Origin of the sequence: Curtobacterium phyllosphaerae (assembly GCF_049341865.1) — a bacterium.
In the GTDB taxonomy this organism is placed as follows: domain Bacteria; phylum Actinomycetota; class Actinomycetes; order Actinomycetales; family Microbacteriaceae; genus Curtobacterium; species Curtobacterium phyllosphaerae.
The window spans coordinates 569,932-586,890 of the sequence record NZ_JBMPIU010000001.1 but is presented as its reverse complement, the minus strand read 5'-3'; the positions used below and the strand labels follow the sequence as shown (position 1 = coordinate 586,890).

General features: G+C 72.3%; 15 protein-coding genes. 4 read left to right on the top strand and 11 right to left on the bottom strand.

Translation table 11 applies throughout. The features are described from left to right. Nucleotides 1-126: 126 nt before the first annotated feature. Nucleotides 127-1,386 (bottom strand): kynureninase, encoded by a 1,260-nt coding sequence (locus ACO0E0_RS02695; protein ID WP_422869849.1) that lies wholly within the window; start codon nucleotides 1,384-1,386, stop codon nucleotides 127-129. Further along, nucleotides 1,383-2,366 (bottom strand): amidohydrolase family protein, encoded by a 984-nt coding sequence (locus tag ACO0E0_RS02690; protein WP_422869848.1) that lies wholly within the window; start codon nucleotides 2,364-2,366, stop codon nucleotides 1,383-1,385. The genes ACO0E0_RS02695 and ACO0E0_RS02690 overlap by 4 nt, the downstream gene beginning before the upstream one ends. A 70-nt stretch (nucleotides 2,367-2,436) precedes the next feature. Here ACO0E0_RS02690 and ACO0E0_RS02685 point away from each other — a divergent pair, with 70 nt between their 5' ends. Next, complete coding sequence (locus tag ACO0E0_RS02685; RefSeq protein ID WP_422869847.1) at nucleotides 2,437-2,925, top strand: YajQ family cyclic di-GMP-binding protein; 489 nt, start codon at nucleotides 2,437-2,439, stop codon at nucleotides 2,923-2,925. Between the two features lie 6 nt (nucleotides 2,926-2,931). Beyond that, complete coding sequence (gene cls / locus ACO0E0_RS02680) at nucleotides 2,932-4,392, top strand: cardiolipin synthase (RefSeq protein ID WP_422869846.1); 1,461 nt, start codon at nucleotides 2,932-2,934, stop codon at nucleotides 4,390-4,392. 34 nt (nucleotides 4,393-4,426) lie between these two features. Here cls and ACO0E0_RS02675 read toward each other — a convergent pair whose 3' ends face one another. From ACO0E0_RS02675 to ACO0E0_RS02660, 4 genes are all read right to left on the bottom strand, one after another. After that, nucleotides 4,427-5,605, bottom strand: coding sequence for a DUF418 domain-containing protein (locus ACO0E0_RS02675; protein WP_422869845.1), 1,179 nt, complete (start codon nucleotides 5,603-5,605; stop codon nucleotides 4,427-4,429). Between the two features lie 31 nt (nucleotides 5,606-5,636). Further along, nucleotides 5,637-7,004 carry an FAD-dependent oxidoreductase gene (locus ACO0E0_RS02670; protein ID WP_422869844.1) on the bottom strand — a complete coding sequence of 456 codons (1,368 nt, stop codon included), beginning with the start codon at nucleotides 7,002-7,004 and terminating at the stop codon, nucleotides 5,637-5,639. Between the two features lie 135 nt (nucleotides 7,005-7,139). Then, nucleotides 7,140-8,216: a polyprenyl synthetase family protein gene (locus ACO0E0_RS02665; RefSeq protein ID WP_422869843.1), complete on the bottom strand. Its 1,077-nt coding sequence runs from the start codon at nucleotides 8,214-8,216 to the stop codon at nucleotides 7,140-7,142. After that, nucleotides 8,213-9,055, bottom strand: coding sequence for a demethylmenaquinone methyltransferase (locus ACO0E0_RS02660; protein WP_422869842.1), 843 nt, complete (start codon nucleotides 9,053-9,055; stop codon nucleotides 8,213-8,215). The genes ACO0E0_RS02665 and ACO0E0_RS02660 overlap by 4 nt, the downstream gene beginning before the upstream one ends. 76 nt (nucleotides 9,056-9,131) lie before the next feature. Between ACO0E0_RS02660 and ACO0E0_RS02655 the strand changes: the two genes are divergently transcribed. After that, nucleotides 9,132-10,385, top strand: coding sequence for an isochorismate synthase (locus tag ACO0E0_RS02655; RefSeq protein ID WP_422869947.1), 1,254 nt, complete (start codon nucleotides 9,132-9,134; stop codon nucleotides 10,383-10,385). A gap of 191 nt (nucleotides 10,386-10,576) precedes the next feature. On the opposite strand, the gene menD is transcribed toward ACO0E0_RS02655, so the two are convergent. Both menD and ACO0E0_RS02645 read right to left on the bottom strand, forming a co-directional pair. Beyond that, nucleotides 10,577-12,292 carry a 2-succinyl-5-enolpyruvyl-6-hydroxy-3-cyclohexene-1-carboxylic-acid synthase gene (gene menD, locus ACO0E0_RS02650; protein WP_422869946.1) on the bottom strand — a complete coding sequence of 572 codons (1,716 nt, stop codon included), beginning with the start codon at nucleotides 12,290-12,292 and terminating at the stop codon, nucleotides 10,577-10,579. 52 nt (nucleotides 12,293-12,344) lie between these two features. Beyond that, entirely contained in the window at nucleotides 12,345-12,725 is a 381-nt protein-coding gene (locus tag ACO0E0_RS02645) for a PLDc N-terminal domain-containing protein (RefSeq protein ID WP_422869841.1), read from the bottom strand. Nucleotides 12,726-12,825: 100 nt separating this feature from the next. Between ACO0E0_RS02645 and ACO0E0_RS02640 the strand changes: the two genes are divergently transcribed. After that, nucleotides 12,826-13,131 carry a DUF4229 domain-containing protein gene (locus ACO0E0_RS02640; RefSeq protein WP_422869840.1) on the top strand — a complete coding sequence of 102 codons (306 nt, stop codon included), beginning with the start codon at nucleotides 12,826-12,828 and terminating at the stop codon, nucleotides 13,129-13,131. An 84-nt stretch (nucleotides 13,132-13,215) separates the two neighbouring features. On the opposite strand, the gene ACO0E0_RS02635 is transcribed toward ACO0E0_RS02640, so the two are convergent. From ACO0E0_RS02635 to ACO0E0_RS02625, 3 genes are all read right to left on the bottom strand, one after another. Then, complete coding sequence (locus ACO0E0_RS02635) at nucleotides 13,216-14,163, bottom strand: 1,4-dihydroxy-2-naphthoate polyprenyltransferase (protein ID WP_422869839.1); 948 nt, start codon at nucleotides 14,161-14,163, stop codon at nucleotides 13,216-13,218. A 615-nt stretch (nucleotides 14,164-14,778) separates the two neighbouring features. Then, nucleotides 14,779-15,912 carry an AMP-binding protein gene (locus ACO0E0_RS02630; RefSeq protein ID WP_422869838.1) on the bottom strand — a complete coding sequence of 378 codons (1,134 nt, stop codon included), beginning with the start codon at nucleotides 15,910-15,912 and terminating at the stop codon, nucleotides 14,779-14,781. Between the two features lie 109 nt (nucleotides 15,913-16,021). After that, nucleotides 16,022-16,951, bottom strand: coding sequence for a 1,4-dihydroxy-2-naphthoyl-CoA synthase (locus ACO0E0_RS02625; protein WP_422869837.1), 930 nt, complete (start codon nucleotides 16,949-16,951; stop codon nucleotides 16,022-16,024). Between the last annotated feature and the right edge of the window lie 8 nt (nucleotides 16,952-16,959).

Sequence of the window (16,959 nt, the reverse complement as noted above, 5' to 3'; positions counted from 1 at the left end):
CGTGTGGTCACCGACCGAAGGCGCGGAGAAAGCATACCGGATCGTGCGCGCGCTCCGGACCACGGGTGGGGACCTGTGACGGACGGGAGGTGCGGTGCGGGCCCGTCCCGCGCCTCCCGTCCGGCGTCATCGCGCCGGGACCGCGGCGAGCGCGTCGCGGATCGCGCCGAGACCGGCGGCGACCTCTGCGAAGGTGGTGCTGAGCGGCGACAGGCCGACGCGCAACCCGTCGGGGTTCCGGAAGTCCGGCACGACGCCGCGCTCCCAGAGCCGGGCGACGACCTCGCGGAAGTCCGGGTGCCGGAGCATGACGTGGCTCCCCCGCACGGCGGCGTCCCTCGGGCTCACGACCTCGACCCCGAACGGCCCGAGGACCTCGTCCGCGAGCCGGATCGCGTACTCCGTCAGGGCGACGGACTTCGCACGGACGGCGTCGATGCCGACCGTCTCGAGTGCGTCGAGCATGTCCTGCATCGCGAGCATCCCGGTGATCGGCGGCGTCCCGCTCACGAACCGGCCGATGCCGGGTGCCGGGTCGTAGGACGGTCCCATCGCGAAGACGTCCGCGGCGCCCATCCACCCCTGGATCGGCGGCACGGCGCGGGCCTGGAGCGGCTGCCGGCAGTACAGGAACGCCGGCGCACCCGGCCCGCCGTTCAGGAACTTGTAGGTGCAGCCGACCGCGAGGTCGACCTGCCAGGCATCGAGCTCCGTCGGGACGACGCCGACCGAGTGGCAGAGGTCCCAGACGACGAGGGCACCTGCGTCGTGGGCGATCGCCGTCAGGCCGGACATGTCCGCGATGAACGCCGACCGGTACGACACGTGGTTGAGCAGGACGACGGCCGTGCGCGGTCCGACGACGTCCCGCAGGTCGGCCGCCGTGACACCGCGCGCCGGGTCGACGTGCATCCAGCGCACCGTCGCGTCGTGCTCGCGGGCGATCCCCTCGACCACGAACCGGTCGGTCGGGAACTGGTCGTCGTCGATGACGATCTCGTCCCGGTCCGCCCCGGCCGGACCACGTGCGAGGTCGAGGGCCGCGCGGATCGTCTTGTAGAGGAGCACGGTGGTGGAGTCCGCGACGACCGTCTGCCCGGGTGCGGCACCGAGGAGCGCACCGATCCGGTCTCCGATGCGGGTCGGCAGCGCCATCCAGCGCTCGTCCCACGACCGGATGAGCCGACCGCCCCAGTCGTCGTCCAGGAACCGGGCGAACCGGTCCCCGGTGGCACGGAGGGGCCTGCCGAGGGAGTTGCCGTCCAGGTACGCGACGACGTCGTCGTGGTGGACGAACCGGCCGGGCCAGCTCGCGAGCGGGTCGGCGGCGTCGAGCTCGGCGGCGTCGAGCTCGGCCGGCGTCAGGTGGTCGGGCACGGTGCTCATCGGGGACTCCTGTCGGCCGGGGTGTCGGTGTGTTCGGTGCGGGCAGCGGTCTCGGTGCGAGTGGCGGTCTCGGTGCGCGCGTCGGTCTCGGTGCGCGCGGCGGTCTCGGTGCGCGCGGTGCCGAGCCAGCGCACGGTGTCCGCGGCCCGGGACGAGGTCGGCATCGGTCCCGCGACCACGGACACCAGCCCGTCCGGCATGCCCGCGAACGGGTTCCACCGGCTCTGCGTCCCGGTCGTCAGCGCGGCGACGAGGGTCTCGCCCCGCAGCCCGGCGTCGGCGAGTGCCCGGAGCTCCCGCGCGTTCAGTCCGCGCGGCAGCGGTCCGTTGCCGAGGTCGGTGCCGTACCGGACGTCCCCGCCCGCCGCGGCGAAGCGTGCGAGGTTGTCCTGCGCGGTCCGGAACGCCGGTGTCCGCCGGCCGTGGCCGTGGATGTCGAGCGTGCTGATCCAGGTCGTCGTCCCGGCGAGCCGTGCGACGAGCCCGTCGTCCAGCCGCTCGCTCCACGGGGTGTGCGCGAACACGTCGACCCCGGCGTCCGCGGCCCGCTCGGCCTGTCCCACGCCCTGCACGTGCGCGGCGACCGGCAGCCCCTCGGCGTGGGCGTGGTCGACGACCGCCCGGAGCACGTCGTCGCCCCAGACGGGTCCGGCGTCGGCGTTCAGGGTGACCTTGACGACCCGCGCTCCGAGCGCTGCCGTCGCGACCACCGCCTCCCGGCCGGAGTCCGCGTCGGCGACCGGCACCGCCGCGTCGGCGGGGGCCCAGCCCGCCCGGGACGGGTAGCCGCCGGGCGGGCCGAGGAGTCCGCCCGCGACCGCGACGCCGGTCAGGCCCGCCCACCCGGCCGCCGCGGTGGGCGACCAGCCGAGGTCGACGACCCGGGCGATGCCGCCGGCGCGGAGTTCCGCGAGGGGGACGAGCCCGAGGTGCACGTGCGCGTCGGTGAAGGGTGCGAGGACGACGCGCTCCGGAGGCATGGTCCGAGCGTAACCGCGGTGCTCTCCACAGGCCGCGGACGGGTCCGTCGGTCTCCGATACGCTGGCCCGATGGCAGACAGCTCCTTCGACGTGGTCAGCAAAGTGGACAAGATGGAAGCCGAGAACGCCCTCAACCAGGCGGCCAAGGAGATCGAGCAGCGCTACGACTTCAAGGGCGTCGGCGCGTCGGTGGCCTGGAGCGGTGACGACGTCCTCATCAAGGCGAACTCCGAGGAGCGCGCCAAGGCCGTCCTCGACGTCTTCGAGTCGAAGCTCATCAAACGCGGCATCAGCTTGAAGAGCCTCGATGCCGGCGACCCGTACGCCTCCGGCAAGGAGTTCCGGATCGAGGCCAAGCTCAAGAACGGCATCGACCAGGACGTCGCCAAGAAGATCAACGCCCTGGTCCGGAGCGACGCCCCGAAGAGCGTCAAGAGCCAGATCCAGGGCGATGAGCTCCGCGTCTCGTCGAAGAGCCGCGACGACCTCCAGGCCACCATGGCGCTGCTCAAGGGCGGCGACTTCGACGTCCCGTTGCAGTTCGTGAACTTCCGCTAGCACCCGATGGAACACTGGCTCGGCATCGCGCTGATCGTCCTCCTCGTCCTGCTGGACCTGGCGATCCGTGCGTTCTCGATCATCTACGTCCCGATCAACCGGAAGCCGCAGACCGCGACCGGGTGGCTGCTCGCCATCTTCCTCATCCCGTACCTCGGGTTCATCATCTTCCTCATCATCGGGTCGACGAAGCTCCCGAAGGCCCGCCGCGAGAAGCAGTCCGAGATCAACGACTACATCCTCGAGCAGACCGAGGGCATCGACCGCGTCACCCAGGGCGACACCTGGCCGAAGTGGCTGAACGGTGTCGTCGAACTGAACCGGACGCTCGGGGCGATGCCGCTCGTCGGCGGCAACACCGCCGAGTTGTTCCCGGACTCGCACGGGTCCGTCCGGGCGATGACCGCGGCGGTGCACGAGGCCGAGCGGTTCGTGCACGTCGAGTTCTACATCGCGACGATCGACGAGACGACTGAGCCGTTCTTCGACGCGCTCGAGCAGGCGATCCAGCGCGGGGTCAAGGTCAAGTTCCTGATGGACCACATCGCGAGCCGCGGCTACCCGGGCTACCGCGAGACCCGGTCGCGCCTGACCGCGATGGGCGCCGAGTGGCACCTGATGCTCCCGATCCTCCCGCTCGAGGGCAAGTTCCAACGCCCCGACCTCCGGAACCACCGCAAGATCCTCGTCATCGACGGCCGGGTTGCCTTCACCGGGTCACAGAACCTCATCGACGACACCTACGACGTCAAGTCGCACATCACCCGGGGGCTCCGCTACAAGGACCTCATGGCGCGGTTCGAGGGGCCGATCGTCGCCGGCATCAACGCCCTCTTCATCACCGACTGGTACAGCGAGACCGACGAGCTGCTCCGGGAACGCGAACCCGTGCAGCGGGCCGAGCAGCAGCCCGACATGCTCGACGCACAGGTCGTGCCGTCCGGACCCGGGTTCGACGGCGAGAACAACCTGCGTCTGTTCAACGCCCTGCTCTACGCGGCGCAGGACCGGGTGTCGATCGTCAGCCCGTACTTCGTCCCGGACGAGTCCATGCTCTACGCGGTGACCACCTGTGCACAGCGGGGCGTGGACGTCGAGCTGTTCGTCGGCGAGATCGGCGACCACACGATGACCTGGCACGCTCAGCGCTCCTACTACGAGGGCCTGCTCCGCGCCGGCGTCCGTATCTACCTCTACAACCAACCGACGATCCTGCACTCCAAGTTCTTCACGATCGACGACAGCGTCTCGGTGATCGGGTCGAGCAACATGGACATGCGGTCCTTCAGCCTGAACCTGGAGATCTCGGTGATGATCCGCGGGCACAAGTTCGTCGAACAGCTCGCCAAGGTGCAGCAGGCGTACCGCGACGACAGCTTCGAGATCACGCTCGACGAATGGCTGCAGCGGCCGACACGGTCGCAGGTGCTCGACAACGTGGCCAGGCTGACCGCGGCGTTGCAGTAGGCGCCCGGCGCCTCCGCTCGGACGGGAGGCCCGGCTACGGGCCGGCGGGCTCCACCGGCTCCGCGGGGGCGGACGCAGGCGGCGCGGCCGGGAGCCCGCCACCGGGCCGACGTCCGACGCCGCGGGTGAGCCACGCGAGGAGCGTCTCGAACGGACCGCGACCGATGAACTGTGTCCACAGGAGCGCGAACACGACCGCTCCGACGATGAAGTCCCAGACGATCGGCGCCCCGTAGTCGAACCACGGCGGTGTCGTGTCGACGAGGATCGCGATGACGACGATGTGGAGCGCGTAGATCGACAGCGGCATGCTGCCCACCGCCGCGAACGGCCGTCCGACGAGCCGCGCGACCGGACTGGTCCGGTCGGTGAACAGCAGCGATGCCAGGCCGATCACGGCGATCGCGACACCGATGCTGCCGACCATGTCGACGATCGACGCCGAGTGGTCCCGAGGGGTGAGGAAGGCCGAGACGATCGCCTGTCCGGTGGTGGTGGCGCCCTCGGTGGACGGGACGCCCGGGTAGGCGGCGGCCTTCGGGTCGATCGGAGCGATGACCTCGCCCGCCGTGTAGGCCACCACGGCGAGCAGGGTGCCGAGCCACAGCAGCGTCCGCTGCACGACCCTGCTCGTCAGGTCGCTGCGTCCGACCGCCAAGCCGACGAGGAGGAACCCGAGGAACGTCACCGGCGGGTAGATGAGACCGAGTTGCGCGGTGTAGGACGACGCGTGGTCGAACAGCGGGGACACGATCGCCGCGACCGGGATGGACGCGAGCACGGTGACGCCGACACCGACGAGCAACCACCGACGTCGCACCCGGAGGAGCGGCAGCGACAGCAGGAACAGGAGCCCGTACGTCGGGAGGATCACCGCGACGGGCGCGTTCAAGGCCATCAGCAGCAGTCCGATCGCCACGAGCGTGACCGCACGGATGGACAGCCGGACACGGGCATGCGCCAACGCCGTCCCCGACACGGGGTGCTGCCGCCCGGTCACGAGCGCCACGGACACGCCGGCGAGCACCGCGAAGAGCGTCGCGGAGCGACCGTCCACGACGCCGAGCCACGTGCCGGGTTGCCCCCAGTCGATGACCTCGGGGATGTTGCCGATGTGTGCTGCGATCATGCCGAAGAGCGCCAGGGACCGTGCGACGTCGATGCCGACGAGACGGCTGGCACGGTGCGGCTCGGGCTGCCGCCTGGTGTCCATGGCGACAGACTACGGGGAACGCGGGGCGGCGTCAGCCCTGCTCGACCGACTCCCCGCGCGACACCCGCACCATCTCGTCCCGCGGGACGACCTTGACCCGAGCACGTCCCTCCGGCTCCCCGAGGCGGATCTCGTGCGCATCCAGGGCGTGCCAACCGTCGAGGTCGGTGTACGCCACGCCCCGCGCGGCGAGGAGCGCCGGGATCGCCGCCGGGCTCGGGTCCGCCGGTGTCCACCAGCTCGCCTGGTCGGTGAGCACGTGCTGCACCGTCTCCATCGCGTCCGACTTGGTGTGTCCGATCAGACCGACCGGGCCGCGCTTGATCCACCCGGTGGCGTACATGCCCGGGATCTGCCGGTTGTCCTCGTCGAGCACCTGGCCCTCGTGGTTCGGGATGACTCCGTGGGCCGCGTCGAAGGGCACGCCGGGCAGCGCGGACCCGAAGTAGCCGACGGCGCGGTAAACCGCCTGGATCGGGATCTCCCGGACCTCGCCCGTGCCGTCGATGCCGCCCTGGGCGTTCGGCCGGGTGCGCTCGTACCGGATCGCCGCCACGCGCCCGGCGTCCCCGACGATCTCGAGTGGCTTGGCGTGGAAGTGCAGGTGCAGACGACGCGAGGCGGTCCCGGTCTCCCGCGTCCGCCACTGCTGCAGGACGCGGTCGATGACCATCACCTGCTTGTTGGTGGCGATCGCGGTCTTCGAGGCCTCGTCGTGGTCGAAGTCCTCGTCGTACACGACCATGTCGACGTCCGGGACCTCGCCGAGCTCACGGAGCTCGAGCGGCGTGAACTTGACCTGGGCGGGACCGCGGCGGCCGAACACGTGGACGTCGGTGACGGGTGAGGACTTGAGCCCGTCGTACACGTTCGCCGGGATCTCGGTCGGCAGCAGGTCGTCGGCGTGCTTCGCGAGGATGCGCGAGACGTCGAGCGCGACGTTGCCGTTGCCGATCACCGCGACGCTCGCCGCGTCGAGGGGCCAGGTGCGGGGGACGTCCGGGTGGCCGTCGAACCAGCTGACGAACTCCGCGGCACCGTACGAGCCGTCGAGCTCGATCCCGGGGACGTCGAGGTCGGCGTCCTTGACCGCCCCCGTCGAGAAGATGACGGCGTTGTAGTGCTGCTGCAGGTCGTCGAGGGTGATGTCCGTCCCGAACTCCACGTTGCCGAAGACGCGGATGTCGCCCCGGTCGAGGACGTCCCGCAGCGCGTTCACGATGCCCTTGATGCGAGGGTGGTCCGGCGCGACACCGTAGCGGACGAGGCCGTACGGCGCGGGCAGCTGCTCGAACAGGTCGATCGAGATGTCGAATCCGCGCGCCTCCTTGAGGAGGATGTCCGCGGCGTAGATCCCCGCGGGGCCGGCGCCGACGATGGCGAGTCGGAGGGTGGTCACCTGGTGGCTCCAGTTCGGTTCGGCGGCGGTGCGCGGGGGTTCGGATGGGGATGCGGCGCGGTGTCCGCGGTGGGCTGCGTCGGACGTGCTCGACGCCGGCCTCGGCGGCCGTCGGACGGGTCCGGCCGCCGTGGGTCAGCGGGTCCGGTCGACGACCGACTCGGCGAAGCGGGTCAGTGCCCGTCGCACCGGTCCGGACGGCAGCGGCGCGAGCGCCGCGACGGCCTCGTCGGCCCACTGGGCCGCGAGCGCCCGGGTCGTCGTCGTCGCCGCGTGGTCGTGCAGGTCCGCGACGGCCGACTGGTACGGGGTCCCGTCGACGGCGTCGTCCGGCGCTCCGGCGACGTCACGCTCGATCCGGGACAGGAGCGCTGCGGCACCGGGGTCCTCGGCTGCGGCACGGCGGAGGTGCAGCAGCGGGAGCGTCACCACACCGGCCCGGAGGTCGTTCCCGGCGATCTTGCCGGTGCGGTCCCCCGCCGCGGCGAGGTCGATGACGTCGTCGACGAGCTGGAACGCGACCCCGACCTTCTCGCCGAACTCGGCGACCGCCGGCAGGTACGCGCGGTCCGCGCCGGAGAACATCACGCCGGCCCTGGCCGCCGTCGCGATCAGCGAACCGGTCTTGTCGGCGAGCACCCGGAGGTAGTGCTCCACGACGTCGTCGCCCGGTCCGGGGCCGATGGTCTCGTGGAGCTGTCCGAGGCACAGGCGCTCGAAGGTCTCCGCCTGCATGCGGATGCCCTCCGGGCCGAGCTCGCTCGTGATGAGGCTCGCCCGGGCGAACAAGAGGTCGCCGGTGAGGATCGCGACGTTGTTGCCGTAGGTCACGTGTGCGCTCGGCACCCCCCGCCGGACCGGGGCCTCGTCCATCACGTCGTCGTGGTACAGCGACGCCAGGTGGGTCATCTCGATGCTGACGGCGGCGCGGACGACCGCGGGGGTCACGCCGTCGCCGAGCTGCGCGATGAGGAGTGTCAGCGTCGGTCGGATCCGCTTGCCGCCGGCGGCGAGCAGGTACCGGCTCGTCGTGTCCGCGAGCGCGTCGGCGGAGTGCATCGACTCGTCGAGCGACGCCTCGACGAGTTCCAGTCCGTCGTCGATCCGCGCAACGAACCGGCGTTCGGTCGGCGTGGCGAACATGCGCTCGCCGACCCCGAGTGACGCTCGGAGGCTCGGGGCGCGGCGCACCACCGGGGCACTCGGGTTCACGGCTGCTCCGAACTGGATGCCGGACCGGCCCCCGTTCCGGCGGTCCCGGGTGCGGAGTCCGTGCCGACGCTGGGCTGCTCCCCCGTCGTCTGGTGCTCGCGGCGCGCCTTCGCGCGACGAGCGACGGAGGCTCGGACGTCACCGCCGACCGGCTTCCGGCCGCGGTGGAGTGCCACGATACCCGCCGTGAGGTTGCGGTACGCGACCACGGTGAACCCGACGCCGCGGAGCCACTGGCTGAGCACCTGCTGCTCGGGCCACGCCGCGATCGACTCCGACAGGTAGCGGTACGCGGCGGGGTTGCTGCTCGAGAGCTTCGCGATGCCGGGCAGGACGCGCTTGAGGTACGTGAGGTACCCGGCCCGGAGCAGGGCCATCGGCGGCGTCGAGAACTCGCAGATGACGACACGACCACCGGGCTTCAGCACCCGGATCATCTCGGCGAGGGCCGCCATCGGGTCGTTGACGTTGCGGAGTCCGAACGAGATCGTCACGGCGTCGAACGTCTCGTCGTCGAACGGCAGGTGCTCGGCGTCGCCGTGCACGAAGGTGATCTCCGGGTGGCGTTCGCGGCCGACCTCGATCATGCCGGTGGAGAGGTCGAGCGCAGTGACCTCGGCGCCCTTCCTGGCGAAGGCCGCGGAGCTGGTGCCGGTGCCGGCGGCGAGGTCGAGGATCCGCTCGCCCGGCTGCGGGTCGACGGCCTTCACGGTGGCCACGCGCCAGAGCGGGGCGTTGCCGGCGGAGAGGATGTCGTTGGTGAGGTCGTACTTCGCCGCGACGTCGTCGAACATGGCCGCCACCTCGTCCGGCTGCTTGGACATGTCCGCTCTGCTCACGATGGTCGATCCTACTTGGTCCACACCGACCGTTGCCGGTGCGTCCGCTGGGCGCGCGTACGATCGGAGCGTGCCGCTGACCGCCGTCGAGACCCCTCGCCTCACCGTGTCCACCCGGATGCTCGACGACCCCGGCGACGTCATCCGACACACCCTCGCCGACCGCCCCCTCGCGTTCGTCCGACGCGGCGACGGCATCGTCGGCGTCGGCGAGGCGGTCCGGTACGTGTTCCGCGGTCCGGATCGGATGCGCGACGCCGCCCGGGCGTGGCGGCAGCTCGTCGGTCGCGCCGCGGTGGACGACGCCGTGCAGCTCCGCGGGACCGGACTCGTCGCGTTCGGGGCGTTCACGTTCGCCGACGAATCTCCGACGGAGAGCGTGCTCATCGTGCCGCGGATCGTCATCGGCCGTCGGCACGGACGCGCCTGGCTGACCGCGGTGGACACCACGGCGGACCCGGCGATGCTCGGGCCGTCGACGCTGTCCGATCCGACGCCCGCCGTCGCGGCGCACGTGTCGGCGGTGTTCCGACCCGGCCGCATCGACGAAGACGCGTACGCCGCGTCCGTCGCCCGTGCCGTCGCGCTGATCCACGCCGGCGACGCCCGGAAGATCGTCCTCGCCCGGGACCTCGTCGCGTCGTTGCCGGCGCATGCGGACCGGCGCGCGATCCTCCTCGACCTCGCCGAGACCTACCCGGACTGCGTCACGTTCGCCGTCGACGGGCTCGTGGGCGCCACACCCGAGACGCTCGCCCGGACGGACGGCACGACGCTCGGCGCGCGGGTCCTCGCCGGGAGTGCGGCCCGGGGCACCGACCACGCCTCGGACCGGCTGGCGGCCGACGAGCTCGCGTCGAGCCCGAAGGACGTCGGCGAGCACGAGTACGCGCTCGCCAGCCTCGTCGACGCACTCCGCCCGATCGCGACCGACATCCGCGCGGACCCGGTGCCGTTCCGACTGCAGCTCCCGAACCTCTGGCACCTCGCGAGCGACGTGTCGGCGACCCTGCCCGCCGGGACCACGTCGCTCGACGTCGCGGACGCACTGCACCCGACGGCTGCCGTCGCCGGGACGCCGACGGACGCTGCGGTCCGGTTGATCGCCGGACTGGAGGCGGTGGACCGGGGCCGGTACGCCGGCCCGGTCGGGTGGATGGGCGCGTCCGGCGACGGCGAGTGGATGCTCGCGCTCCGGAGTGCCGAGATCGCGGCGGACGGGGCCATCCGGGCCTGGGCGGGTGCCGGCATCGTCGCGGCGTCCGACCCGGCGCGCGAGGTCGCCGAGACGTCGCTCAAGTTCCGCCCGATCCGGGACGCCCTGGCCTGACGACGCTCCGTGCCGACGACGTCGCTGCTCGGCGGCTGGGCAGTGCGCCGACGACGTGTCACGAGCACGTGCCGCGCCGAGCGGGTGCGCGCCGCACCGGACGGGTGCCGCGCCGGGCGGGTGCCGCGGGGCGGAGGTCGGTCGTGCCTCCAGGCCGTTGCGCGACAGGCCGGCGGTCAGACGGCCAGCGGTCAGACTGTCGGCGGTCGGACGGCCAGCGGGACCTCGATGACCACACGCTCGGCGGGGTCCGTCAGGACCTGCTCCAGGTCCCCCCACGTCGCGGCACGGCGGTAGGCCCATCCGAGGCCCGTGACGACCCGCTCCACGTCCACCACCTGCGGCGTGCTCATCAGGCGGCGCATGTCGTCGGGTGCCGTGGAGGCCGCGACCTCGAGGCCGTCGAAGATCGCGCCCCCGGCGTCGTTCCCGACGATGACCTGCAGCCGGTACGGGGTCTCGAGCTCGCCCGTGACCAACCCGCCGACGTCGTGCAGGAACGTCAGGTCGCCGACGAGCACCCGGGTGGTGCCGCCGGTCGCATCGCCGTCCGCGCGCGGTGCCTGGTGTGCCGCGGCGATGCCGAGTGCCGTCGAGATCGTGCCGTCGATGCCCGCGAGACCCCGGTTCGCGAACGCGGTGACCTTCTTGCCGGGGACACGGCCGTCCGCGACCCGGATGAGCGTCGACGCCCCGAACACCAGACGGTCGTGCGGCCAGGTGGCGCCCCACACGGCGTCGACGAGCAGGGCACGGTCCACCGGGCGGCGCCGGATCGCGAGCTCGTCGCGGAGGAACTGGGCGCGCTCGGAGCGGTCGGACGATCGCTTGGCGTCGAGGTCCGGTGCGGCGTCACCGTCGCCGAGGAGCGCCCGGCTGCCGACCACCCACCGGCCGACCCAGGCGCGGTGCTCCGGTGTCGTCCGGCCGGTCACCGCGATGCGCTGCACGACGCGTGCCGCTCGGTCCGGGCCGATGGCGCGTCCGGGGTCGTAGGCCTCTGCGGTGCGGCCGCGGACGACGATCACCTCGACGTCGTCGCGTCCGAGGAGCGCGGGGACCTCGCGGCTCAGGGTCGGGTGACCGAGGACGACCACCCGGCGGATCCCCGCAGCGAGCTCCGGGTCGGCGAGGAGGTCCCGGTACGCGACGACGAGGTTGCGGCCGAAGTGGGCACCGCTCGAGACCTCGGCGACGAGCGGGGCGCCGAGTTCCCAGGCGAGCCGCTCGGCCTCGTCGGTGGCGTCGTGGCCGGCGATGACGACCGTGCCGGGGGTGTCGTCGACGGCGAGCTCGATCGCGGCTCCGGCGGCGCTCGCACGGCGGCGGGCGAACGCGATGTCGATCTCGTCGTCCGGGACTGCTCCGACCGCGCCGACCCCGGCCGACAGCGGTTCGCGGAACCCGATGTTGAGCTGCACCGGCCCCGGAGCGCCCTCGTGCCCGGCCGCCGCCGCGACCGCCTGGCGTGCCAGGGCGCGGACGACGGTGCGGCCGTCGTCGTCGACACCGTGGGCGCTCGGCGCTTCGACGTCCCGGAGCATCCGCAACGCCGGGCCGAACAGCGCCGCCTGGTCCGTGGTCTGGTTGCTCCCGATCCCCCGTAGCTCCGCCGGGCGGTCGGCGCTCAGGACGACCATCGGCACTCCGGAGTGGTGCGCCTCGAGGATCGCCGGATGGAGGTTCGCGACCGCGGTCCCCGACGTCGTGACGACGGCCGCCGGCCGTCCGGACTCGAGCGCGAGGCCGAGCGCGAAGAACGCCGCCGTCCGCTCGTCGAGTCGGACGTGGACGGTGAGCGAACCGGCACGGTCGAGCGCCGCCGCAGCGAGGGCCAGTGCCTGCGACCGCGACCCGGGGCTCACGACGACGTCGGTCACCCCCGAGCGGACGAGTTCCTCGAGCAGCGCGAGTGCGAAGTCGGAGGCCGGGGAGCCGCTCGCGCCACGGCCGGTGCGGTCAGTGTGCAGGACGGTCCCGCCCGTGCCTGCCGGCGGCTCCGGAGTCCTCGTCGGGGTCGGCGAGCTGCTGTTCGAGGTTGCGGAGGGTTGCGTCGCTCTGTTCCTTCTCGCTGGGTGTCATCCCCGTGCGGGTCGCACCGAGGAAGTCCGGGTCGTCGTCGGGTCCGAGGGGGCCGCCCGTGCGGACGCGGTTCGCCGGAGCGCGTCCGAGCAGGAACCACAGGATCCCGCCGAGGACGGGCAGGACGACGATGACGACGACCCAGACGAGCTTGTTGAGCGCCCGGACACGGGGACGCGGCATGGTGGCGCAGTCGATCACGGCGTACACCGTGAACGCGATCGCGGCGACGACACCGACGACGAGCAACCTGACCATGCGGCGAGTGTAGGTCGCGGACCTGTGCACACTCGGGGCGGCGGCTGGGCACTGCGGACGTCCGGCCGATCCCCACCCGCGGCGTACGTACACTTGTCGGGTGAAAGCGTGGTTGACCTACACCCTGGCGCGTCTCGGGATCTTCGCCGTGGTGCTGACGATCCTCCTGGTCATCGCGCTGCCCTGGCCGGTCGCCACCATCGGAGCCGCGCTGCTGTCGCTGCTCATCTCGTACATCGCGCTGCCGAAGCTCCGTTGGCGCGTGGCGACGAGTCTCGCCGAGCGTGGGAACGCCGGGCCGGACCACGACGAGGACTCCGACTACGAGGACGACTTCGTCGACGCCGCGGACACCGTGCCCGGTGTCGAGCCGACGAAACCCGCGTCGCCCACCGATCGAGCCTGACCGCCGCGCCAGGCCCCTGCGCGCGCCGTGCTGCTGGCGGCGTGCCCTTACGCGCGGCGTGCTGCTTCAGGACCGCCGCGAGCGTCAGGGCTGCAGTGCCAGCGTGACGGTGAGCACGATCCCGAACACCAGGGCGGAGAACGAGGACAGCTGCAGCGCAGTGATGAGCTCCCGCGGCTTCTGCGACGTCGCCCCGATGATCGCCGCCGGTCCGGCGAGCAGCAGGGTGAAGTAGGTGTACCCGGTCCGGAAGTAGAACACCACGAACCACACGAGCGCGACGTACGGGAGCAGCAGGAACGCCACGTACAGGGTCCTCGCGCCGGCGCGTCCGAGCACGACGGCCAGGGTCTTCTTGCCGGCGAGCCGATCCTCGCCGATGTCGCGGATGTTGTTCACCATGAGCACCGCACACGAGAAGAACCCGGCCATCACGGCGGCGACCCAGCCGTTCACGGTGATCTTGCCGATCTGCACGAACTCGGTGCCGAGCACGGCGACGAGCCCGAAGAACACGAACACGAAGACCTCGCCGAGGGCGTTGTAGCCGTACGGACGCTTGCCCCCGGTGTAGAACCACGCGGCCACGATCGCCGCGGCGCCGACGGCGAGCAGCCACCAGTACCCGGTGAGCACGACGATGACGATGCCGGCGACCGCCGCGAGGCCGAAGAACGTCAGCGCGACCGTGAGGACCGTCCGCGGCTTCGCGATCCCCGCACCGGTGACGCGAGCCGGTCCGACCCGGTACCTGTCGGTCCCCCGGACGCCGTCGGAGTAGTCGTTGCTGAAGTTCACGCCGACCTGCAGGAACACCGCGACCGCGAGGGCGAGCACCGCGATCCCGAGGTCCCACCCGCCGTCGACGTACGCCACGGCGGACCCGAGGAGCACCGGGACGACGCCGAGGGTCAGTGTGCGGAGTCGTGCTCCGCCGATCCAGTCGCGGGCTGTCGCCCGACGGGGTCTCCCCTGCGGTCGTCCTCCGGGCCGCCCCGAGCGCTTCTTGGTCTTCTTGCCACCGTTCGCCACGAGAAGGAATCGTATCGGTCCGGAGGCCTCGCACGGCTGCGCGGCGTCACGCCCGGAGCGCGAGCGGCGTGGTGCCCGGGCCTCGGCGTGGGCGTGGGCGTCGGGCGTGGGCGCGGGGGTGGGCGTCTCGCCGTCGGTACCGCAGGGACGCTGCACGCGGAGAGGGGTCAACGCGCCGCTCCCACCCCCGTGTCCTGCTTTGCCGACGCAGGGGTGGGGAGGGGCTGGCGGACTGGACACCCCTCCCCGCGGGGAACTCAGGACACCTGCGCCGAGGAGAGCCGCCCCGTAACGCAAACCACGTCCGCATCCTGAGTTGCCCACGCCGCCGGGGGACGACTCCGCGGACACAGCTCCCCCGCTTGCCGGGAACTCAGGACACAGGCAGCGCGGAGAGCCGCCCCACAACGCAAACCAACCCCGCATCCTGCGTTGCCGACGCCGACCGCGGGACGACTCCACGGGCACAGCTCCCCCACTTGCCGAGAACTCAGGCCACATGCTCCGCGGGGAGCCGTCCCGCGGTGCAAACCATGCCCGCTTCCTGAGTTGCCGACGCGGGTGGAGGCAGCGGTGGAGGCAGCGGCGGAGGCAGCGGGGCGGGCGGGCACCGGGCTACCCCGCGAGGTGGCGGACGGCGCGGCGGTCGGGCTTCCCGGACGGCAGCATCGGGACATCGGGCACGACCACGATGTCGGCTGGTCGTGCGGCCCTCCCGAGCGCCGCACCGACCGCATCCCGGACGACGTCGAGCGGCACCGGGACGGACGTCACCACGATGGGGACCTCACCCCACTCCCGCGAGCTCCGCCGGGTGACGACCGCCGCCTGCTGCCCGGGGAGCTCTCGGACGACGCGCTCCACTGCCCCGAGCGGGACCTTCTCCCCGCCGGACACGATGACGTCGTCGAGCCGGCCGAGCACCCGCACGCGTCCGTCGGCTCCGATCGATGCGGTGTCGTCCGTGCGGTACCAGCGCCGACCCGCGTCCTCGACGAACGCCGCCGCCGTCCGGTCCGGATCCCCGAGGTACCCTTCGGCGAGCATCGGTCCGGACAGCTGCAGCTCGTCGCCGCCGATCGCCGACTCGACGACCCGCATGTGCACCGTCCCGAACGGCACCCCGTCGTACACGCACCCGCCGCTGGTCTCACTCGCGCCGTAGGTCGTCACGACGCGGATCCCCGCGTCCTCGGCGCGGGTGCGGAGTGCGTTCGGGGTCGCCTGACCGCCGACGAGCACCGCGTCGAACGACGTCAGCGCGGCGGTGGCACGCGCATCGTCGAGGACGCGGGCGAGCTGCACCGGTACGAGCGAGGTGTACCGGCGGTCGGCGCGGAGCGACTCCGCCGCCGCCGCGAACTCCGACGCGTCGAAGTGCCCCACCGGGAGCATCACCGGGACGGTCCCGGCAGCGATCGACCGGGTCAGCACGTTGAGGCCGGCGATGTAGTGCGTCGGCAGCGCGAGGACCCATCCACCGGGTCCGCCGAGCGCCGCGTCCGCTGCCGCTGCGCCGGCGAGCAGGGCCTCGGACGAGAGCGCGACACGCTTGCCCACCCCGGTCGATCCGCTCGTCTCGACGACCAACGCGACCCGACGCTCGACGTCGGTCGGAGCCCGTTCAGGCAGGGCGGGACCCTCCGCGGCGACGGGCAGGAGGGCGTCACCGCCAGTGAGTGCAGCCTCCAGTCCGCGGAGCACCGCCGTCGGGTCGGCCGCACCGACAGGCCGGAGCCGCCTGCTCACCGGACGACGGCCGGCCCGGCGGCCTCGACCCCGACGCACGAGCCGGCGACCGCGACCCACGAGTCAACAGCCGCGACCCCGACGCACGAGCCGGCGACAGCGACGCTCGTCAGAAGTGCCACGGGTAGTCGCCCCACGACGGAGCGCGCTTCTCGAGGAACGCGTCCCGCCCCTCCACTGCTTCGTCGGACGCGTAGGCGAGGCGGGTCGCCTCACCCGCGAACACCTGCTGGCCGACGAGACCGTCGTCCACCGCGTTGAACGCGTACTTCAGCATCCGGATGGCCGTCGGCGACTTGCCGAGGATGATGCGCCCCCACTCCACGGCCGTTCGTTCGAGGTCCTCGTGCGGGACGACGAGGTTCACCGCCCCCATCTCGTACGCACGCTGGGCGGAGTACTCCTGCGCGAGGAAGAAGACCTCCCGGGCGACCTTCTGGCCGATCTGCCGGGCGTAGTAGGCACTGCCGTACCCACCGTCGAACGAGCCGACGTCGGCATCGGTCTGCTTGAACCGGCCGTGCTCGGCACTCGCGATGGTGAGGTCGCACACGGCGTGGAGGGAGTGCCCGCCGCCGGCCGCCCACCCCGGGACGACGGCGATGACGACCTTGGGCATCATCCGGATGAGTCGCTGCACCTCGAGGATGTGCAGGCGCCCCATCGAGGCCTGCGCTGCGGCCGGGTCGACGCCGTCGGGCGGAGCACCCTCGTCGCCGACGTACTCGTAGCCGCTCCGCCCGCGGATGCGCTGGTCACCGCCGGAGCAGAACGCCCAGCCGCCGTCCTTCGGACTCGGGCCGTTGCCGGTGAGGAGCACGCACCCGACACGAGGGTCCTGTCGGGCGTCGTCGAGGGCGCGGTACAGCTCGTCGACGGTCCGGGGTCGGAACGCGTTGCGGACCTCCGGCCGGTCGAACGCGATGCGCACGATGCCGCCGGAGACGTGCTTGTGGTACGTGATGTCCGTGAACGCCGCGGCGGCCGGGGCGACCGTCCAGACGTCCGCGTCGAAGAGGTCGGAGACGGGCGTTGCCATGTCCGAGA